General features: G+C 65.5%; 16 protein-coding genes. 11 read left to right on the top strand and 5 right to left on the bottom strand.

The window, feature by feature from the left end:
- The first annotated feature begins 15 nt into the window (after positions 1-15).
- The 7 genes from C7G42_RS03240 to C7G42_RS03210 all read left to right on the top strand — a co-directional run bounded on the left by C7G42_RS03240 (position 16) and on the right by C7G42_RS03210 (position 7,472).
- Positions 16-894, top strand: a complete 879-nt coding sequence (locus C7G42_RS03240) for a shikimate dehydrogenase (RefSeq protein ID WP_106947630.1) — start codon at positions 16-18, stop codon at positions 892-894.
- Between the two features lie 56 nt (positions 895-950).
- Entirely contained in the window at positions 951-2,081 is a 1,131-nt protein-coding gene (locus C7G42_RS03235) for an ABC transporter substrate-binding protein (RefSeq protein WP_106947629.1), read from the top strand.
- Between the two features lie 172 nt (positions 2,082-2,253).
- Positions 2,254-3,129: a branched-chain amino acid ABC transporter permease gene (locus C7G42_RS03230; protein WP_106947628.1), complete on the top strand. Its 876-nt coding sequence runs from the start codon at positions 2,254-2,256 to the stop codon at positions 3,127-3,129.
- Positions 3,126-4,124: a branched-chain amino acid ABC transporter permease gene (locus tag C7G42_RS03225; protein ID WP_106947627.1), complete on the top strand. Its 999-nt coding sequence runs from the start codon at positions 3,126-3,128 to the stop codon at positions 4,122-4,124. The genes C7G42_RS03230 and C7G42_RS03225 overlap by 4 nt, the downstream gene beginning before the upstream one ends.
- Positions 4,121-4,864, top strand: a complete 744-nt coding sequence (locus C7G42_RS03220; RefSeq protein ID WP_106947626.1) for an ABC transporter ATP-binding protein — start codon at positions 4,121-4,123, stop codon at positions 4,862-4,864. Before C7G42_RS03225 ends, C7G42_RS03220 begins: the two co-directional genes overlap by 4 nt.
- 2 nt (positions 4,865-4,866) lie before the next feature.
- Entirely contained in the window at positions 4,867-5,604 is a 738-nt protein-coding gene (locus tag C7G42_RS03215) for an ABC transporter ATP-binding protein (RefSeq protein ID WP_106947625.1), read from the top strand.
- Entirely contained in the window at positions 5,601-7,472 is a 1,872-nt protein-coding gene (locus C7G42_RS03210; RefSeq protein WP_106947624.1) for a bifunctional sugar phosphate isomerase/epimerase/4-hydroxyphenylpyruvate dioxygenase family protein, read from the top strand. Before C7G42_RS03215 ends, C7G42_RS03210 begins: the two co-directional genes overlap by 4 nt.
- Before the next feature lie 168 nt (positions 7,473-7,640).
- Here the strand turns inward: C7G42_RS03210 and C7G42_RS03205 are convergent, their stop codons facing one another.
- Positions 7,641-8,813, bottom strand: a complete 1,173-nt coding sequence (locus C7G42_RS03205; protein ID WP_106947623.1) for an ABC transporter substrate-binding protein — start codon at positions 8,811-8,813, stop codon at positions 7,641-7,643.
- Positions 8,814-9,111: 298 nt separating this feature from the next.
- Here C7G42_RS03205 and C7G42_RS03200 point away from each other — a divergent pair, with 298 nt between their 5' ends.
- Positions 9,112-10,374: an NAD(P)/FAD-dependent oxidoreductase gene (locus C7G42_RS03200; protein WP_199580621.1), complete on the top strand. Its 1,263-nt coding sequence runs from the start codon at positions 9,112-9,114 to the stop codon at positions 10,372-10,374.
- Positions 10,375-10,537: 163 nt separating this feature from the next.
- On the opposite strand, the gene C7G42_RS03195 is transcribed toward C7G42_RS03200, so the two are convergent.
- Together C7G42_RS03195 and C7G42_RS03190 are read right to left on the bottom strand one after the other, a co-directional pair.
- Positions 10,538-11,749, bottom strand: coding sequence for an ABC transporter substrate-binding protein (locus C7G42_RS03195; RefSeq protein WP_106947621.1), 1,212 nt, complete (start codon positions 11,747-11,749; stop codon positions 10,538-10,540).
- Positions 11,750-11,782: 33 nt separating this feature from the next.
- Positions 11,783-13,003, bottom strand: coding sequence for a cytochrome P450 (locus tag C7G42_RS03190; RefSeq protein WP_106947620.1), 1,221 nt, complete (start codon positions 13,001-13,003; stop codon positions 11,783-11,785).
- A gap of 83 nt (positions 13,004-13,086) precedes the next feature.
- On the opposite strand from C7G42_RS03190, the gene C7G42_RS03185 reads away from it, so the two are divergent.
- On the top strand, positions 13,087-13,593 hold the full coding sequence (locus C7G42_RS03185) for a MarR family winged helix-turn-helix transcriptional regulator (protein ID WP_106947619.1): 507 nt from the start codon (positions 13,087-13,089) through the stop codon (positions 13,591-13,593).
- Positions 13,594-14,093: 500 nt separating this feature from the next.
- Here C7G42_RS03185 and C7G42_RS03180 read toward each other — a convergent pair whose 3' ends face one another.
- Positions 14,094-15,950, bottom strand: a complete 1,857-nt coding sequence (locus C7G42_RS03180; protein WP_106947618.1) for a feruloyl-CoA synthase — start codon at positions 15,948-15,950, stop codon at positions 14,094-14,096.
- A gap of 149 nt (positions 15,951-16,099) precedes the next feature.
- On the opposite strand from C7G42_RS03180, the gene C7G42_RS03175 reads away from it, so the two are divergent.
- Together C7G42_RS03175 and atzF are read left to right on the top strand one after the other, a co-directional pair.
- The gene (locus C7G42_RS03175; RefSeq protein WP_199580620.1) at positions 16,100-16,594 is read left to right on the top strand and encodes a MarR family winged helix-turn-helix transcriptional regulator; all 495 of its coding nucleotides are present in this window, start codon (positions 16,100-16,102) and stop codon (positions 16,592-16,594) included.
- Positions 16,595-16,801: 207 nt separating this feature from the next.
- Positions 16,802-18,616 (top strand): allophanate hydrolase, encoded by a 1,815-nt coding sequence (gene atzF, locus C7G42_RS03170; RefSeq protein ID WP_106947616.1) that lies wholly within the window; start codon positions 16,802-16,804, stop codon positions 18,614-18,616.
- Between the two features lie 99 nt (positions 18,617-18,715).
- Here the strand turns inward: atzF and C7G42_RS03165 are convergent, their stop codons facing one another.
- The gene (locus tag C7G42_RS03165) at positions 18,716-19,438 is read right to left on the bottom strand and encodes a GntR family transcriptional regulator (protein WP_199580619.1); all 723 of its coding nucleotides are present in this window, start codon (positions 19,436-19,438) and stop codon (positions 18,716-18,718) included.
- Between the last annotated feature and the right edge of the window lie 4 nt (positions 19,439-19,442).

Below are 19,442 nucleotides of genomic sequence, written 5' to 3'. Positions count from 1 at the left end.
AGACAATAGCGAACCATGTCCACGCGCGGATACGCCGCCAGCAAGAAGCTCCTCACCGGCCTGATCGGCGCACCGATCGCGCATTCCGCGTCGCCCGCCATGCATGAGCGCGCCGCGGAGGCGCTGGGCGTGCGCGGCCACTACCAGCTCATCGAGGTTGCCGGTGCCGATGCGGCGGGGCTTCGCGTGATGCTCGAGGGCGTGCGGCGGCTCGGCTTTGCCGGCGTCAATGTCACCTACCCCTACAAGGAAGCGGTGGTCCCGCTGCTCGACGAGCTGGCGCCGGGCGCGGCCGGCATGGGCGCGGTCAACACCGTCGTCGTCAAGGACGGCCGCCTGACCGGCCACAACACCGACACCACCGGCTTTGCCCGCGCGGTGGCGCCGCTGCTGGCGCCCGCGGGAAATGCCGTTGCGGTGATCGGCGCCGGCGGCGTCGGCAAGGCGATCGCGTTTGCACTTGCGAGCCTCAAAGTGTCCGACATCCGCATCTTCGACAGCGAGCCGGCGCGCGCGGCAACGCTCGTCTCCCTGCTTGCGCCGCGGGGCGGCGCAAGGATCGCCGCAAGCGTCGAGGATGCGCTTCACGGCGCAACCGGTCTCGTCAACGGCACGCCGGTCGGCATGCTGCCGGACCGGGGCATGCCGGTCACCGCCACGTTTCTGCATGACGGATTGTGGGTCGCGGATGCCGTCTACTCGCCGCTGATGACGCCGCTGCTGGCGGCGGCACAAGCCAGGGGCGCGCGGATCATGACCGGGCGGGAGCTCGCGATCTATCAGGCCGCCGACGCGTTCGAACTGTTCACGGGCCTTGCCCCATCGACCGAGATCATGGGAGAGGCATTCGACGAGGTGATGGCGGCGCGAAGCTCGGCCTATCACGCAACGTAACCGAAGCGGCCGATACAAGGCCGCCGGCAACATCAGAGGAAATGGGAGGAGACATCATGAGATCGACCATTCTGGCAGGCGCCCTGCTTGCCTTCGCAGCTGCAACCAGCGTTCACGCCCAGGCGATCAAGCTCGCCGACGTCGCCGAGCTCTCGGGCGGCGGCGCCACCGTCGGCACCAACTGGAAGAACGGCATCGACCTCGCGATCGAGGAGATCAACGCCAAGGGCGGCGTGCTCGGCCGCAAGCTCGAAGTCAGCCATGCCGACTCGCAGTCCAACCCGGGTGTCGCCCGCGCCCAGGTGCAGAAGGCGCTCGATGCCGAGCCCTATGTGCTGCTCGGGCCCGGCTATTCCGGCTCGGTCAAGGTCACCGCGCCGCTCGCGGCCGAAGCCGGCATCGCGCAGATCATGGGCGGCGAAGCCGCCGAGTTGACGCAAGCAGGCAACAAGTTCCTGTTCCGCACCTCGTTCGGCCAGCAATCCTCGATGCCGAAGGTCGCGAAATACATCCACGACGACATGAAGGCGAAGACGGTCGCGGTGGTCTGGGTCAACAACGATTTCGGCCGTGGCGGACGTGACATGGTGTCCAAGGAGCTCGAACGTCTCGGCTCCAAGGTGGTGGCCGACCTCTCCACTGAGGCGGGCCAAGCCGACTTCGCCGCCGACGTCGGCAAGATCAAGGCCGCCAATCCCGACGCCGTGTTCGTCTACCTCAACGAGGAAGAGAGCGCGCGCATCCTGAAAGAGCTGAAGCGCCAGGGCGTCACCGCGCCGCTGATGGGCGAGACCACGCTGATCGGCCAGAAGGTGATCGAGCTCGCCGGCGATGCCGCCAACGGCGCGCGCGGCCATGTCGGCCTCACCACCGATGCGCCGGTCGATTTGATCAAGGCGTTCCGCGAAAAGTTCGCCAAGAAGTACAATTACGTGCCCGACCATAACGGCCTGAAGGGCTATCTCGCCGTCTACATGGTGAAGGCCACCACCGAGAAGATGGGCAAGGTCGACCCGAAGAAGTTCGCCGACACGCTGCACGGCTTGACCATCAAGGCCGCGGACGAGCCGGGCATCCTGATGGACGTCACCTTCAGCGACACCGGCGACATCGACCGCCAGAGTTTTCTGGTCGAAGTGGTCGAAGGCAAGCAGGTCGTGAAGCAGGTGCTGCCGAAGGTGAAGTGAGGCGCACGGTCTTCACCTCTCCCCGCTTGCGGGGAGGGGTCGGGTCGCATCGAAGATGCGATCCGGGTGAAGGGGCGCCTCCGCGAGTCCAACTGTTGGCGACTTCGCTGAGACGCCCCCTCACCCCAACCCTCTCCCCGCAAGCGGGGAGAGGGAGAAGAGAGAGGGGAACATGTCCAACCTATTCGATCTCCTGGTCGCAGGGTTAGCCACCGGCGCGATCTATGCGCTGGTCGCAGTCGGCTTCACGTTGCTGTGGCAAACCTCGCAGACCATCAATTTCGCGCAGGGCGAGTTCGTGATGCTGCCGGCGTTCCTGATGCTGGCGGCGATGCATGCGGGCGCGCCGTTCTGGCTCGCGATCATCCTCGGCATTCTCCTGTCGATGATCCTGCTCGGGCTCGGCTTCAAGCTGTTGCTGGTCGATCCCATGATGCGCCACGGTGTGCTGCCGCTCGCGATTGCCACCATGGCACTGGCGATCGGCCTCAAGGAGGCCGTGAAGCAGTTCTTCAGCGCCGAGGCCTCGCCCTTCCCGTCGATCGTGCCGACCGGCGACGTCTCCATCCTCGGCCATGCCGTCTCGCTGCAAAGCATCGGCGTGCTCGTCGTCGCGATTCTGGCCGTGTTCGGCCTGACCGCGCTTCTCAACCGCACCTCGCTCGGCCACCAGATGCAGGCCGCCGCGCAAAACCCGACGGTAGCGCGCATCATCGGCGTGCCCGTCGAGCGGATGATCCTGCTGACGTTCCTGATCAACGCCGTACTGGTCGCGCTGGCCTCGCTTCTGATCACGCCCATCTATCTGGCAAAATTCTCGTCTGGCGAGGTGCTGGGACAGGCGGCCTTCATCGCGGCGATCGTCGGTGGATTCAACCAGGTGCGCGGCGCGATCGCCGGCGGCCTGCTGATCGGCGTGCTCGACAATCTCGCGGCCAGCTACGTCTCGACCCAATATCGCGCGGCGGTGCCGCTGATCTTCCTGATCGTCGTCATCCTGTTCCGGCCACAAGGATTGCTCGGCCGCGCCGAGGAGCGCACGGTATGAGCGGCTTTGGCAAATCCCTGAAGATCGCGCTCGGCCTGATCGTCATCGCCGGCCTGATCGTCATCCCCATGAACTTCAACCGCTACGGCCTGTTCATCCTCAGCCAATGGGCGGTGATGACGATCGCCGCGATGGGCCTCAACCTCACGCTCGGCTATGCCGGCCAGGTCTCGCTGGCGCAGGGCGCGTTCGTCGGCATCGGCGCCTATGCCGCGGCGATCATGACCACCCATGGCTGGCCGCTGCCGGCAGCGATCGTCGTCGCCATCGTGCTGAGCTTCGCGGTCGGCTGGGTGCTCGGCTATCCCGCGCTGCGCGTGCAGCACCACTACCTCGCCTTCGTCACGCTGGCCTTCTCCACCCTCGCTTTCCTGGTGTTCCGTAACGAGAGCTGGCTGACCGGCGGCATCTACGGCATCTCCAACATCCCGCGGCCGAACTTTTTCGGGATCGCGACCAACAAGCCGCTGCCGTTCTACTATGTCTGCCTCGGCTCGCTCGCGATCGTATCGGTCGCGGTGTGGTGGCTGATCCGCTCGCCCTGGGGCCGCGCCTTCATGGCGTTGCGCGAAAACCCGCTGCGCGCGCAATCGCTCGGCATCGACACCCGCCGCTATACGCTGATGGCGTTCGCGATCGGCTCGGCACTCGGCGGCGTCGCCGGCGCGCTCTATGCGCCGCTGACGCAATATATCGATCCTGTTCCGTTCAACCTGTCGCTCTCGCTCGATCTCCTGATGATGGTGATCGTCGGCGGCGCCGGCTTCTACTTCGGCCCGTTCCTCGGCGCGATGATCGCGGTGCTGCTGCCGGAATGGCTGCGTTTCACGGAAGGCTATTATCTGATGCTCTACGCGATCGCCGTGATGGGGCTGCTGATCTGGTCGCCGACCGGCATTCTGGGAATTCTCGACCGCTACCTCGCCGAGCGCCGCACCAAGGCGGCCTCCGCGCAGCGCGCCGTCGCGAAATCGCGCCTGGAGACGGCGCAATGAGTGCGGTCCTCGAAGTCTCCGGCATCAAGAAGAATTTTGGCGGCATCCGCGCCGTCGACGGCGTTTCTTTCGACGTGCGCGAGGGCGAGATCCTCGGCCTGATCGGGCCGAACGGCTGCGGCAAGTCGACCCTGTTCAACTGCATCCTCGGCCAGCTCACCCCATCTGGCGGCGAGGTCAAGCTCGACGGCAAGGTCGTCACGGGCCTCCGCCCTTCCGAACTCAACAAGCTCGGGGTCAGCCGCACCTTTCAGCTGTTGCAGGTGTTTCCAAAACTTTCAGTGCGCGAGAACCTGATCCTCGCCGGACAGGAGCACCAGGGCAACATGGCCTCGCGCCTGGTCGGCCGCTCCGATGCCGGATTGACTGATGCCGCCAACCAGATGATCGGCTTCTTCAAGCTCGATCATCTCGCCGACGAGCCAGCCGGCGGATTGTCCTATGGCCAGCAAAAGCTGCTCGACGCCGCCATGGCGTTCATGGGCGGCCCGCGCCTGGTTCTGCTCGACGAGCCCGCCGGCGGCGTCAACCCGTCGATGCTGGCGGATTTGAAGGAGCGCCTGGTCGCGATCAACCGCCAGAAGAACGCCACCTTCGTCGTGATCGAGCACAACATGGAATTCGTGATGTCGCTGTGCTCGCGCGTGATGGTGATGGCGGAAGGCAAGGTGCTGGCGATGGGACGGCCCGACGAGGTCCGCAAGAACCCCGCCGTGATCGAAGCCTATTTGGGACATTGACCATGAGCGACCCGATCCTCTCGGTTCACAACCTCGTCGGCGGCTACGGCAAGATGACGATCTTGAACGGCACGACCTTTTCCGTGCCGCAGGCAACCATCACCACCATCATCGGCCCGAACGGCGCCGGCAAGTCCACCGTGTTCAAGGCGATCTTCGGCCTGTTGAAGCTGCGCGAAGGCAAGGTCAGCTTTGCCGGCCGCGACGTCACGAACTTGAGCCAGCGCGCGCTGCTCAATGCCGGCATCTGCTACGTACCGCAGGGCCGGAACATTTTCCCGGAGCTGTCGGTGCGCCACAATATCGAGCTTGGTGGCGTCGTCGCCGGCAAAGGCCTCGATCTCCCCGCCCGCATCGAGGCGACGCTCGATTTGTTTCCAGCCCTGCGCCGCAAATCCATGCAGCAGGCCTCGACGCTCTCCGGCGGCGAGCAGAAGCAGCTCGAGATCGCCCGCTCGCTGCTGCTCGAGCCAAGACTGGTGCTGATCGACGAGCCCTCGATCGGCCTGTCGCCGCTGATGGTGCAGCAGACCTTCGACATCCTCAAGAGCCTGCGCGACCGCGGCGTCACGATCCTGATGATCGAGCAGAACGCGCGCTCGGCACTTGAAATTTCCGACATCGGCATCGTGCTCGAGCTCGGCCAGACCCGCATGGTCGACGACGCCAAACGCATCCTGAACGATCCGCGCATCGGCCAGCTCTTCCTCGGCGGTGCCATGGAGGAGAGTGCAGCATGAACGAGCGATCGATCGCAACCGTCTCCCTCTCCGGCGCCCTCGACGAGAAACTCCGCGCCATCGCATCCGCCGGCTTCGACGCGGTCGAGATCTTCGAGAACGATCTGCTGTCGTTCGGCGTCGGCCCGCGCGACATCGCAAAGCTCTGTCGCGATCTCAATCTCGCGATCTCTGCGTTCCAGCCGTTCCGCGATTTCGAGGGCATGCCGGAGCCGCAGCGTGCGCGCAATTTTGCCCGCGCCGAGCGCAAATTCGACCTGATGCAGGAGCTCGGCACCGACCTCTTGCTGATCTGCTCCAATGTCTCGCCCGCCTCGCTCGGCGGCATCGACCGCGCGGCGGATGATTTCCGCGAGCTCGGCGATCGCGCCGCCAGGCGCGGCTTGCGCATCGGCTACGAGGCCTTGGCCTGGGGCCGGCACGTCAACGACTATCGCGATGCCTGGGAGATCGTGCGGCGCGCCGATCATCCTGCGATTGGAATCATCCTCGACAGCTTTCACGCCCTGGCACCGGGATTTCCGACCCGCGCGATGGCCTCGATTCCCGGCGACAAGATATTTCTGGTGCAGCTCGCGGACGCGCCGAAACTCGAGCTCGACATTTTGTCGTGGAGCCGTCACTTCCGCTCTTTCCCCGGCCAGGGCGACCTGCCGGTCGGCGAGTTCATGGCCGCGATCGCGGCGACCGGCTATGCCGGGCCGCTGTCGCTGGAGATCTTCAACGACCAGTTCCGCGCCGGCTCGGCCACGCAGACCGCGCTCGACGGCCTGCGCTCTCTGATCCTGCTGGAGGACCAGCTTGCGCCGGATTGGCCGAAACTCGCCGCCGAGACGCTGGCGCCGAAAACGAAGGGTCGCGGCATCGGCTTCATCGAATTTGCCGTCAACGAGACAAAGGCGGGCGAGCTCGGCCGCTTGTTTGCGCAACTCGGTTTTCGCAAGACCGGTGCGCATCGCAGCAAGGCGGTGGAGCGCTGGTCGCAGGGCGAGGTCGAGCTGGTCATCAACAGCGAGACCGACGGCTTTGCGCATTCACACTATGTGACGCACGGCCCCGGTGTTTGCGCGATTGCGCTCGATGTCGACAATGCCGGCCTTGCCATGCAGCGCGCCGAGACACTGAGGGCGCGCACCTTCTACCAGCCGGTCGGACCGTGCGAGCTGGAAATCCCCGCGATCCACGGCGTCGGCGGCAGCCTGCTATACTTCCTCGATCAGGCCGGCAAGAACTGGGACACGGATTTCGAGCCGGTAACGAGCGACAAAGGCGCGGACGCGCTGCTCGCCATCGACCACATCGCGCAGTCGATGCCCTATGACGAGATGCTGTCGTGGCTGTTGTTCTACACCGGCATCCTCGACCTCAAGCGCCTGCCGCAGATGGAGATCGCCGACCCCAGGGGCCTGGTGCAGAGCCAGGCCATCATCAACGCCGATCAGAGCCTACGCTTCGTGCTCAACGGCTCCTCCGCCAATCGCACGCTGCCGGCGCGCTTCATCTCTGAGTTTTTCGGTTCGGGCGTACAGCACGTCGCGTTCTCGTGCCGGGACATTTTTGCGACGGTCGCCGAGATGCGCGAGCGCGGCGCGGATTTTCTGGATATCCCCGCCAATTACTACGACGACGTCGAAGCCAAATACGATCTTGCGCCCGAGCTAATGGCGCAGCTGCGCGCCAATCACATCCTCTACGACCGCGAGGGCGACGGCGAGTTCTTCCAGGTCTACACTCACATCTTCGACGAGCGGTTCTTCTTCGAGATCGTCGAGCGCAGGAATTATCAGGGGTTCGGTGCGGCCAATGCCGGCATCAGGCTCGCGGCGCAATCGCGGGAAGTGCGGCCCGCGAGCATGCCGCGGGCGTGATGACTCTCTCCCTTTTGGGAGAGGGTGGCTCGTCGCGAAGCGGCGAGACGGGTGAGGGGTTCTCTCCACGAGAAAATCTCTCGCAGTTGAATATGCGGAGATACGCCCCTCATCCGGCGCTTCGCGCCACCTTCTCCCACAGGGGAGAAGGGGCAACGTCGCTTGTGGCTACTTCATCGTGCACTTGTCGTGGAAGCGATCCTGGTCGTTCTCGACGATGGTCGCGACCGTCTTCAGCGAGAGCTGGCCTTCGCCGTCCTTCACCACGTCCTGCAGATAGAAGTTCTGCACCGGGATGTGGTTCTTGCCGTATTTGAAGGGACCGCGCAGCGACTTGAAGTTGGCCTTCTCCATCTCGGCCTTCATCGCGTCCTTCTTGCTGGTGTCGCCCTTCACCGCGACCACCGCGCTGTTGATCAGCTGCGCGGCGTCATAGGCTTGCGCACCGTAATAGGTCGGACGCAGGCCGGTGTACTTCTTGCGATAGTCGGCGACGAAGCGCTTGTTCTGCTCGTTGGGGAGGTCGTTGACCCATTCCTGCGCGCCGGGCACCCCGAGCGCGTTCTCCTTCTGCAGCGGCAGCGACAGCTCGTCGACGGTGAACGCCGTGTAGAGAGGCATCGTGCTCTTCAGGCCCGCCTGCGCATATTGGTTGAGGAACTGCACGCCGGCAGCGCCCGGATAGAACACGAAGATCGACTCGGCGCCGGAGGCGCGCGCCTTGGAGAGCTCGGCGGAGAAATCGAGCTGGCTCGGCCAGACCGTGTATTCCTCGCCCTTGACCTCACCCTTGAAGGTGCTCTTCACGCCGGCCAGCATGTCCTTGCCGGCCGCGTAGTTCGGGCCGATCAGGAACACGCTCTTGACGCCCTTCTGGTTCATGTAGAGGCCCATCGCGGCGGGCGTCTGGTCGTTCTGCCAGGAGGTCGAGAAGACGTAAGGCGAACACAGCTCGCCGGCGAGCTGCGAGGGGCCGGCATTGGCAGAGATCAGGAAAGTCTGCGAGTCCACGGCGGTCTTCAGCGAGGCCAGGAGCACGTTCGACCAGATATAGCCGACGATGAAATCGACCTTGTCCGACTGCACCAGCTTCTCGGTCTTCTGCTTGCCGACATCGGGCTTCTGGCCGTCATCCTCGTAGATGACCTCGACCGGCTTGCCGTCCATCTTGCGGCCCATGTGATCCAGCGCCAGCTCGAAGGAGTTTCGCATGTCGTTGCCGATCACGGCGGTCGGGCCGCTGAAGGTCGAAACGAAACCGATCTTGATGGTGTCGCCGGCGAATGCCGGGTTCGCCAGTACCAGCGCCGCTGCGCCCGCCAGCCAGAATGCCGTCCTCATAACCACTCCCCTCCACATTATTGAGCCCGGAAACAGGGTGATCGCCGCCCCGGGTCTATCTCTATTGAACGCAAAATCCGTCGCGCCGCCAATGGCTCAGTGCCTGCCCTGCACCATATTTCGCCCTAATCGGCGAAGGCAAGAAATATAATTCTACATACTTCGGCCAACCCTGCGGCGCTTTCTCGCGTCTGGTCGATACATCCGGCCTATGCGGCGATTGATGACGGCTATTGGACCGCAGCACCCGATCCGCACTTAAATGGGGGTGTGGAGCAGCGAGATTCGAGGGCACATCATGACCACGACACCGCATCGCGTCGTCATCGTCGGGGCCGGCTTCGGCGGGCTGGAGGCGACCTACCGGCTTGCGGGTGCGCCGGTCGAGATCACGCTGATCGACCGCCGCAACCATCATCTGTTCCAGCCGCTGCTGTACCAGGTCGCAACCGCCTCGCTCGCCACCAGCGAGATCGCGTGGCCGATCCGACACCTGATGCGCGACCGGCCCGAGGTGACGACGCTGTTCGCGACCGTCAGCGGCGTCGACGCGGCAAGGCGCCGCGTGCTGATCGACGACGGCAGCGAGGTGCCTTACGACACGCTGGTGCTCGCGACCGGCGCGCGCCACGCCTATTTCGGCCACGACGAATGGGAGCAGTGGGCGCCGGGCCTGAAGACGCTGGAAGACGGCACCACGCTGCGCCGTCACATCCTGGTAGCGTTCGAGCGCGCCGAGCGCGAGACCGATCCGGCCAAACGCGCCGCGCGCCTGACCTTCGTCATCGTCGGCGCCGGTCCTACCGGCGTCGAGCTCGCCGGCACCATCGCCGAGATGGCCCGTCACACGCTTCCCAGCGATTTCCGCAACATCGACACCACCAAGGCGCGGGTGGTGCTGATCGAGGCGGGGCCGCGCGTGCTCGCAGGCTTCGCCGACGACCTCTCGGCCTATGCACAGGCGTCGCTGGAGAAGATCGGCGTCGAGGTCGTGCTGGGACAGGCCGTCACCGAGATCAATCGCGAGGGCGTGGTGTTCGGCGGCAAGCTGCTCGAAGCCAAGACGCGGATCTGGGCTGCCGGCGTTCGCGCTTCGCCCGCCGCCGAATGGCTGGGCGCACCAGCCGATCGCGCCGGACGCGTGCAGGTCGAAGACGACCTGACCGTCCCCGGTCATCCCGAGATCTTTGCGATCGGCGACACCGTCAGCATCAACGCCTGGGAGGGCAAGCCCGTGCCCGGCATCGCGCCGGCGGCGAAGCAGCAGGGCCGTCATGTCGCCGAGACTATCACGGCGCGGCTGCGCGGAGCTGCGACCAGCCCGTTCCGCTACAAGCACGCCGGCAGCCTCGCCCAGATCGGCAAGCGGCTCGCCGTGATCGACTTCGGCCGCTTCAAGCTGCGCGGCACCATCGCGTGGTGGATCTGGGGCATCGCCCACATCTACTTCCTGATCGGCCTCCGCCACCGCCTCAGCGTCGCGCTGAGCTGGTTGTGGATCTACGCCCGCGACCAGCGCGCGGCGAGGTTGATCACGCAGGGGAGCAGCAAGGTGGTGTAGCTCTTTTTCCTTCTCGCCTTGTGGGAGAAAGTGGCGCGAAGCGCCGGATGAGGGGTTCTCTCCACTCGCAAGACCGTCCGCGAGGAAAGAGCCCCTCACCCGTCTCGACGCTTCGCGTCGAGCCACCCTCTCCCACAAGGGGCGAGGGTGCAGCGCGCTCCCCCTACTTCACCAGCTCGCAGCCGCCCTCCGCGATCGGACGGAACGCCTGCTCTGCGGGAATGGTCGAGACCAGCTTGTAATAGTCGTACGGATATTTCGACTCCTCCGGCTTCTTCACCTCGAACAGATACATGGGGTGCACGACGCGGCCGTCCTGGCGGATGATGGTGTCGCCGAACAGCTTGTCCTTGCCTCTGAACTTCTTCATCTCGGGCACGGCGTCCTTGGCATTGTCGCTGCCGGTCGCGGCAACCGCGTTGAGATAAGCGAGCGTCGAGGCATAAACGCCGGCCTGGTTGCCGCTCGGCATCTTGCCGTTCATGCCGGGCCGCGCGGCAAACCGTTTGGCGAACGCGCGGGTGTCGTCGTTCATGTCCCAGTAGAAGGCTTCCATGAGCTGGAGGCCCTGCGCGACCTTGATGCCCATGCCGTGGACGTCGTTGATGAAGAGCAGGAAGGCGACGAGTTTCTGGCCGTTCTGCTGGATGCCGAATTCGGCGGCCTGCTTCACCGCGTTGATGGTGTCGCCGCCGGCATTCGCAAGCCCGATCACCTGGGCTTTCGACCCTTGCGCTTGCAACAGGAACGACGCGAAGTCGGAGGTGCCGAGCGGATGCTTTGAGGAGCCGAGCACCTTACCGCCGTGGCCCTCGATATATTTCTGTGCTTCGGCCTCGATACCCTTGCCGAGCGCGTAGTCGACCGTGAGGAAATACCAGTCCTTGCCGCCGCGCGACATCATTGCGGCTGCGGTGGTGTTGCCGGTTGCCCAGGTGTCGTTGACCCATTGGATGGTGTTGGGCGAGCAGGCCTTGCCGGTTAGATCCGAGCTTGCGGTCGAGGACGCCAGAAAGGTCATGCGGCTGTCGCGCAGAAGCGTGTTGATGGAAAGGCCGACCGCCGAGTTCGGCACGTCAACGATGGCATCGACGCCTTCGACGTCGAGCCATTTGCGCGCAATGGCGTTGCCGACATCGGCCTTGTTCTGGTGGTCGGCATAGACGATCTCGACCTTGATGTTCTTGCCGCCGCCGTTGAAATCCTCCGCCGCCATGCGCGCGGCTTCCACCGAGCCCATGCCGTTGGTGTCCTGGAAGATGCCGGAGATGTCGTTGAGCACGCCGACGCGCACGACATTGTCGGAAATCTCGGCGCTCGCCGCGCCGGCCATCAGGCTCGCGGTCAGCGCGAGCGCCCACTTCAGATGTTTCATTGGTCCCTCCCCTGCTTATTGTTTCCGGTCGTGTCAGGCCGGCGTGATCGTCACCGGCAGGCTGTCCAGCCCGCGCAGCGTATTGTTGAATCGGCGCTGCGGCTCGCCTGTGATCTCGATGCTGGCGATGCGGCGCGCCAGCGCCGAAAGCATCGTCTCGCCTTCCAGCCGGGCCACGAGCTGGCCGACGCACATGTGGATGCCGGAGCCATAGCCGACATGGCCGGAGGTGCGGCGGGTGATGTCGTAACTGTCGGGCTTGTCCCAGCGCCTGGGATCGCGATTGGCCGCGGCGAGGAACATCAGCACTTTCTCACCTTCGCCGATCGTCGCGCCGGACAGCTGGACGTCACGCGTCGTGGTGCGGAAAAAGGTCTGCACCGGGCTTTCGAATCGCACGGCTTCCTCGAAGGCGTTGCGCGCAAGCGTCAGGTCATCACGCAAGCGCTGCCATTGCTCGGGGAAACGCGCCAGGCAATAGACGGCGGCACCGATGCCGTTGACCGTGGTGTCGAGGCCGGCCGACAACAGCGAGCGCACCAGTAGCGGCGCTTCGGCCGCGGTGATCGCGCCCTCATCGACATGGGCGTGGATGCAGGCCCCGATGCCGCCGGGCGTGAGGTTGTCACGCTGGCATTGGGCGGTGACATAGGCTTGATGCGGCGACGAGCGCGCGATGGCTTCCTGGCGCAACTCATTGGGCGGGCCGAAGGCGTTGAACACGACGCTCGCATAGGGGATGAGATGCTCACGGCCTTCGGGCTTCAGCCCCAACGCGTCCGGAAAGATCGAGAGCGGATAGGCTTCCGCCAGATCCGTGATGGCGTCAAAACTGCGCTTGGCGAGCAGCATATCGACTCGTTCTTCGGCCGCCGCCGCAAAGCGGTCGCGGAGCCCCTTCATCACGGTCGGTGATAGCACCCTCGACAGGACGGCGCGGGTGCGGGTGTGAGCGGGCGGATCGGCTTCGAGGATCAGGCTCGGCGGCCGCCACGGCGTCTCCTTCTTGAAATCGCTGAGGCCGACACCGCGGCTTGAGCAGAAGGTCGCGGGATCGTTCAGCACCGCATGGACCTCGGTATAGCGCGCCACGCCGTAGACGTTCCACTTGTCGAGATAGACCACCGGCCCCGCCTCCCGCAGCCGCTCATGCGTGGGATAGGGATCGGCGAAAAAACTCATCGCGAAGGGATCGACGTCGAGATGCGGAACGGCTGCGGAGCCGGACGCTATCGGGGAGCCGGATACGGTCATGGGAGATCTCCCTCATTTTGATCTTGTGAAAGGACGGCGCTTGCCCTTAGGTCGGTCGCCCCACCGCGAGTCAGACCCCCGACATGCCTTCGCCTTCGACCAGATCCCGCCAGAAGCCCGCGCCTAGCGATGCGGGACCGACGCTCGATCTCGACCGCTACGTCCCGGCGTTCGTCACGTTCATCGCCAACAAGCTCTCGAACAGCGCTACCGCGTTCTATCAGCAGCAGTTCGGCGTCAACGTCACGGAATGGCGGATCATGTCGCTGCTGGCGATCGAGCCCGGGATTCCGGCCTCGCGCATCTGTCACGTTATCGGCTTCGACAAGGGGCCGGTGAGCCGGACGCTGGCGGGCCTCGAGAAGCGCGGGCTGGTCTCGATCCGCACTGATCCCCATGACGGCCGCACCCATTCGATCGCGCTGACGGCGAAGGGCCGCGCCACCCATGACAAGGTGATCGTCGCCGCGCTCGAGCGCGAACGGCGGCTGCTGTCCTGCCTGAACAAGGACGAGCGCGAGGTGCTGATCGATCTGCTGCGCCGGCTGCACGAGAATTTGGGCGCTGTCACCGGCGGCACGGAGGCCTGACCGATCGCGGCGCGATCTCGCGTCGCCTGCAGGCACGCGCCAGCGTTTGCCCGCGGCACCCTCTCTGCCGAGCATCGTTTCCTCCGATTTAGGCGCGGCGGTTCCCCCGCCGTCATCCTTGTCTGGAACGGTTCGCACAAATTAGTTGCTTCGGCAACAAAAGAATCATGCAGGATATTGCGGCAGAATGGCTGGCGTATTGGATGGCAGGCAGTCTGCTCGCCCCAATCCGTCATTGCGAGCGCAGCGGAGCAATCCAGACTGCATCGGCGGCAGGATTCTGGATTGCTCCGCTGCGCTCGCAATGACGATGTGGAGAGAGCGCGTCCTGCCCAATGCACGCTCGTGTCCCCGACGCGCTGCAGCGTGAACGCTGCTGCGCAGAACCGGGACCCAGGAGGCCACCCGCACGACAAGAGATGGGCCCCGGCTCTGTAGCGCATCACTGCATGCTGCGCTGCGTCCGGGGCACGAGAGCAGCTAGCGGTGGGCGGGACGGCCTATCCGACGCACCCAATCCACTCCGCCGACGCGTCATCATTCAATCGCGTCACCGCATCCGCTCGCCGCGTCAGCACCGCGCGCTGGTTGATGTAGCCCTTGTCGGTGATCTCGCCGCCATCGACCGATGGCGGCTCGGCGAGAAGCAGCGCGCGTGTGGCGTGGCCGGAGGAGTTGGGCCCCTGCTGCCTCAGCTTCGCCAGGCCCTGCGCGATCGCGCTCCTGACCTTGTCATGTGCGAGCACCTCGTTCGCATCGGCCGTTTCGGGCAGACCGGCGTGGATGCGGCAGGCCGCGATGTTCGGGATCACGAGGAAACGCACCTCGTCACCGCCGTGCCCTGACACGACGATGTCCTGCGCAAGCGGCGCCAGCGCGGCGATGCCGGCAACGCGCAGCGTGCCGACATTGACCCAGGTGCCGGAATTGAGCTTGAAATCCTCGGCGACGCGGCCGTCGAAGAACAGGCCGCGCTCGGGCCGCGCGCTGTCGGCAAGCTTCACGGCATCGCCGATCAGATAGAAGCCCTCTTCATCGAAAGCCTGCCTGGTCAGCTCCGGCGCTTTCCAATAGCCCGGCGTGACATTGGGGCCGCGCACCCGCACCTCCAGCTTGTCGCCGGAGGTGACGAGCTTCAGCTCGGTGCCGGGAATGGGCACGCCGATGTTGCCGGAGCGTTCGGCAAGAAAATGGCAGTCGGTCGCGAGCGGCGACGTCTCGGTCGAGCCCCAGGCCGAGACCATCGGCAGCGCCCGGCCGACCGTTTTGATCGAAAGCTCTTCGAGCCCATCCCAGAGATTCTGCGGCAGCGCGGCCCCCGCATAGAACGCGAACTTCACCTCACCGAAGAAACGGCGGCAGAGCTCCTCGTCGCCGCGCAGCGCCGCGATCAGCATATCGAAGCCGCGCGGCACGTTGAAATAGACCGTCGGCATCACGCTTTTCAGATTTGCCAGAGACGTCGCGAACAGCCCGGGCGCCGGCTTGCCGCCGTCGATATAGAGCGAGCCGCCATTGCGCAGCACAAGGTTGAAATTGTGGTTGGCGCCGAAAGTGTGGCTCCAGGGCAGCCAGTCGAGAATGACGAGATCGCCGCGGCCCGGCTGCAGGAAGGTCCAGGTCTGCGCCTTGGCCTGCTGGCTCGATGTCAGCATGCGCTGGGTGTTGATGACGGCCTTGGGCGCGCCGGTCGAGCCTGACGTGAACAGGAATTTGGCGATCGTATCGGGCGCGACTGCGGCGAAGGCTTTGGCGACATCGGGCGTTTCGGGCGTCGCCGCGATGTCGCGGAAGGCGAGCGCATCGGCATCGCCGGCGTTGCCGCTGATGATCTGCGCCCTGTGCAGCGGCTTGATCGCGGCGAGCGCCGGCGCGAATGACTTGGTCGCGGAGACATAGATCGCGCCCGGATCGAGCAGCGCGACCATGCTCCTGAGCTTGTCGAAATCTTTCGACATCAGCGAATAGGCCGGCGAGATCGCCGCCGAGGGCACGCCGACATGCTGGGCGGCAAGCGCGAGCAGTGCATGGTCGATGCTGTTGTCGGAGAGGATCGCCAGCGGTCGCTCGACGCTCAGGCCCTGCGCCAGGATCCAGGAAGCCGCCGCACGCACCTGGTGCTGCGCCTGCGCATAGGTGACGGTGGTCCAGGGCGCCGCGACATGGCCGCGCTCGGCCAGGAAGATCGTATCCGGCGTTTGCCGCGCCCATTGCTCCAGCCAGTCGCCGACGCAGCGCGCGCCGTCGCGCAACGGTTCGGACGAGCGCAGCACGATGCTGCCGTCGGCGCGATGCTCGGCGACAGTTCTGGGTGTTGCGAACAGGCTTGCAGCGTCACCGCGAGCGGCGGTTGTCATGGTTCCTCCTCCGCCCGGATCCCCGGATCGGCCGCAGCCTCGTTCCGGACTGCTTTGGCCGTAATGTTGGGCACGACAATTGTTGTCGTCAACAACAATCTTCCGCGACGGCGCCCGAAGCGCTAAGCTTGCCCGGCAGGAGACACGATGTGACAGCCACCGCGCCCCGGACCTCCCCACGCAAACGAGCGGGCAACGGCACCGCGCGGCGGATCGACGCCGACGAGATCGGCCTCGACGCGCTGGTGGGGCACGCCGGCTATGCAGTGCGGCGCTTCCAGATCTGGATCTTCCAGGACTTCATTAGAACACTCGGCGATGTCGACATCCGGCCGACGCAATATTCGGTGCTGACGGTGATCGGCGCCAATCCGGGCCTGTCGCAGATGGCGGTGGCGAAACGCCTCGGCATCGAGCGCGCCCGTCTGGTGCACCTGCTCGACAGCCTCGAGCAGCGCAAGCTCGTGAAGCGGGTCAAGTCGAAGGCGGACCGTCGCTCCCATGCGCTGCATCTCACGATCAAGGGCGAGACGGCGCTGGCAAAGTTCAAGCGCCTCGCGGCCGAGCACGAACGGCATGTCGAGGCGAAGATCGGCAAGGAGAACCGGGCTCAGCTGCTGCGAATTCTCGCCGGCTTCACCTGATCTCAACTGCCCATGATTTGAGCAGATGCCCGCCACAGGGCGTCGGCATCACGGCCCGCCCGTCGGTCGAATTGTCTCCCAAGCCACTGATCGCACGTACAATATCCGCAGCTTCATTCCTGCCCGGATAATGTACACAATGGCACATCGCTTGCTTCGCTCCGGGCGAAGACAGATTGCCGGAGTTTTGTCGCCATGAGGGCTGAAATGGGGGCTAAGCAGCCTGAAACGATCGCCGCGATCGTGGCCGCGCATCGCGCGGGCACGCTGATGCCGGCGGAGACGATCGCACGGACCTATCAGCGTATCCGCGACCATAATGATCCCGCCATCTTCATCAGCCTGCGCGACGAGAAGGATGCGATCGCGGAGGCCGAGAGGCTTGCGACGAAGGACGCCGCCAGCCTGCCGCTCTACGGCGTGCCTGTCGCGGTGAAGGACAATATCGACGCGCTCGGCTTTCCGACCACGGCGGCCTGCCCGGCCTTCTCCTATACGCCCACCCACGATTCGACGGCGGTGGCGCGGCTGCGCGCGGCCGGCGCGATCATCATCGGCAAGACCAATCTCGACCAGTTCGCGACCGGTCTCGTCGGCGTCCGCTCGCCTTATGGCATTCCCAGAAATTCGATCCGCGAGGATCTCGTTCCCGGCGGCTCCAGCTCGGGTTCAGCGGTCGCCGTCGGCGCCGGCCTGGTGCCGCTTTCGCTCGGCACCGACACCGCCGGCTCGGGCCGCGTGCCGGCGATGCTCAACAACATCGTCGGGCTGAAGCCGAGCCTCGGCATGATCTCGAATGCCGGACTGGTGCCGGCCTGCCGCACCCTCGATTGCATCTCGGTCTTCGCCCTGACGGTCGACGACGCGGCGCTGGCGCTGTCCGTGATGGCCGGGCCCGACGCGGCCGATCCGTTCTCACGCGACCGACCGCTGGGCGCGATCAGGCCGTTCCCGGCAGGCTTGCGTCTCGGCGTGCCGCGCAAGGGGCAACTGATCTTCTTCGGCGACAGGAAGGCGGAAGCCGCCTACGCCGATGTATTGAAGCGTTGGACTGCGCTCGGGGCGACGCTGGTCGAATTCGATCTCGAGCCGTTCTACGAGACGGCGCGGCTGCTCTATGAAGGTCCCTGGGTCGCCGAGCGCTATCTCGTGATCAAGGATCTGCTGGCGTCCGCGCCCGATTCGATTCACCCCGTGACGCGCGAGATTACCGCCGCGGGAGCGCGGCTCACCGCTGCGGAGACGTTCTCGGCGCTCTACCGCCTGCAGGGCCTGCGCAAGAGCGCCGAGCGGACCTTTGCCGATATCGACGCGCTGGTGCTGCCGACGGCGCCGACCGCCTACGCGACCGCGCAGGTGCTCGCCAATCCGATCGAGCTCAACAGCCGGCTCGGCACCTACACCAATTTCGTCAACCTGCTCGACCTCTGCGGCCTGGCCCTGCCCGCAGAGATGCGCGCGGACGGCATCCCGTTCGGCATCACGCTGCTCGCCCCCGGGGGACATGACGCGCTGCTGGCGAGCATCGGCCGCGTCTTCCATGCGGATACGAAATTGACCGTCGGAGCAAAGGGCGTGGCACAGGCACCACTTGCGCCGTTGCCGGCAAGTGGCGGGGACGAGATCCCGATCGCCGTGGTCGGTGCGCATCTGTCCGGCATGGTCCTGAACGCTGAACTGACGGCGCTGAATGCCAAGCTGATCGAGGCAACGAGGACCGCGCCCGACTACAAGCTCTACGCGTTGAACACCACACCGCCGAAGCCCGGCATGCTGCGCGTCGCAGCCGGCCAGGGTACGGCCATCGAGCTGGAGCTCTGGTCGCTGTCGTCCTCCGCGTTCGGCAAGTTCGTCAATGCGATCCCCGCGCCGATGGCGATCGGCACGGTGCGCCTCGCCGACGGCCGCAGCGTGAAGGGATTTCTCGTCGAGCCCGAGGTGCTGGGCGAGGCGCGGGACATCACGGCATATGGCGGCTGGCGGACATTCATGGCGGAAGCTGCAACAAAGCAGGTCTCGTAGGGTGGGCAAAGGCGCGCGCTTCGCGCGTCGTGCCCACCATCAGCCTTATGGTGGGCACGCTTCGCTTTGCCCACCCTACGGCACCGCGCGTGGTGCTCGCTACACCGACACCGCGTAGATCTCGTATTCCCCGCGCACCAGCTCGATATGCGCACGCATCGCAGCGGCGGCACCCTGCTTGTCGCCGCGCATGATGGCGACGACGACGCGGTCGTGCTCGGCTTGCGATTTGGCGAGACGGCCGAGGTTACGAAACTGGGCGCGGCGGAACGGCTGCACGCGGACGCGGGTCGCCAGTGTGATCTCGGCAATGTAGCCGTTCTGCGATCCCGCGTAGATCGCGTTGTGGAAGCGCTCGTTGACCTCGTGGAAACGCTCGGGATTGCCGGCGTAGCTCAGCACCCTCAGCTCCTCGTGCACGGCCTCCAGACCGTGGCGCTCGGCCGCCGACATGCGCTCTGCGGCAAGGCCGGCGCACATCGCCTCGAGCTCGGCCATCGCCTCGAACATGCTCGTCAGCCGTTCGACCGAGGGCTGCGCCACCACCGCGCCGCGATGCGCACGCGACTCGACGAGGCCGCTGGCCACCAGCTGGCGCAGCGCCTCGCGCACCGGCGTCCGCGACACGCTGAAGCGGCGCGCGATGTCGGTCTCGTCCAGCGGTGAGCCGGGAGCCAGGGTGCCGCGCACGATCTCGTCGGCGAGCTGCAGGCGCAGCTCCTCGGCGCGTGTGACCTTGTGCAGCGATGCCGAGGGACGGTCGACGCGGGGCACCACCGGCTCGGCCGGCAATGTTCCCCGCGGAAGATCCTCAAGCGTCATACGG

Source organism: Bradyrhizobium sp. MOS003 (assembly GCF_003020125.1).
GTDB lineage: Bacteria > Pseudomonadota > Alphaproteobacteria > Rhizobiales > Xanthobacteraceae > Bradyrhizobium.
Note: the sequence above shows the minus strand (reverse complement) of the source record. Positions and strands in the feature narration are given on the sequence as shown.

Bases quoted from the DNA above. Each gene is read 5' to 3' on its own strand.
- C7G42_RS03240 (WP_106947630.1), top strand. From the start codon at position 16: ATGTCCACGCGCGGATACGCCGCCAGCAAGAAGCTCCTCACCGGCCTG.
- C7G42_RS03235 (WP_106947629.1), top strand. From the start codon at position 951: ATGAGATCGACCATTCTGGCAGGCGCCCTGCTTGCCTTCGCAGCTGCA.
- C7G42_RS03230 (WP_106947628.1), top strand. From the start codon at position 2,254: ATGTCCAACCTATTCGATCTCCTGGTCGCAGGGTTAGCCACCGGCGCG.
- C7G42_RS03225 (WP_106947627.1), top strand. From the start codon at position 3,126: ATGAGCGGCTTTGGCAAATCCCTGAAGATCGCGCTCGGCCTGATCGTC.
- C7G42_RS03220 (WP_106947626.1), top strand. From the start codon at position 4,121: ATGAGTGCGGTCCTCGAAGTCTCCGGCATCAAGAAGAATTTTGGCGGC.
- C7G42_RS03215 (WP_106947625.1), top strand. From the start codon at position 4,867: ATGAGCGACCCGATCCTCTCGGTTCACAACCTCGTCGGCGGCTACGGC.
- C7G42_RS03210 (WP_106947624.1), top strand. From the start codon at position 5,601: ATGAACGAGCGATCGATCGCAACCGTCTCCCTCTCCGGCGCCCTCGAC.
- C7G42_RS03205 (WP_106947623.1), bottom strand. From the start codon at position 8,813: ATGAGGACGGCATTCTGGCTGGCGGGCGCAGCGGCGCTGGTACTGGCG.
- C7G42_RS03200 (WP_199580621.1), top strand. From the start codon at position 9,112: ATGACCACGACACCGCATCGCGTCGTCATCGTCGGGGCCGGCTTCGGC.
- C7G42_RS03195 (WP_106947621.1), bottom strand. From the start codon at position 11,749: ATGAAACATCTGAAGTGGGCGCTCGCGCTGACCGCGAGCCTGATGGCC.
- C7G42_RS03190 (WP_106947620.1), bottom strand. From the start codon at position 13,003: ATGACCGTATCCGGCTCCCCGATAGCGTCCGGCTCCGCAGCCGTTCCG.
- C7G42_RS03185 (WP_106947619.1), top strand. From the start codon at position 13,087: ATGCCTTCGCCTTCGACCAGATCCCGCCAGAAGCCCGCGCCTAGCGAT.
- C7G42_RS03180 (WP_106947618.1), bottom strand. From the start codon at position 15,950: ATGACAACCGCCGCTCGCGGTGACGCTGCAAGCCTGTTCGCAACACCC.
- atzF (WP_106947616.1), top strand. From the start codon at position 16,802: ATGGGGGCTAAGCAGCCTGAAACGATCGCCGCGATCGTGGCCGCGCAT.
- C7G42_RS03165 (WP_199580619.1), bottom strand. From the start codon at position 19,438: ATGACGCTTGAGGATCTTCCGCGGGGAACATTGCCGGCCGAGCCGGTG.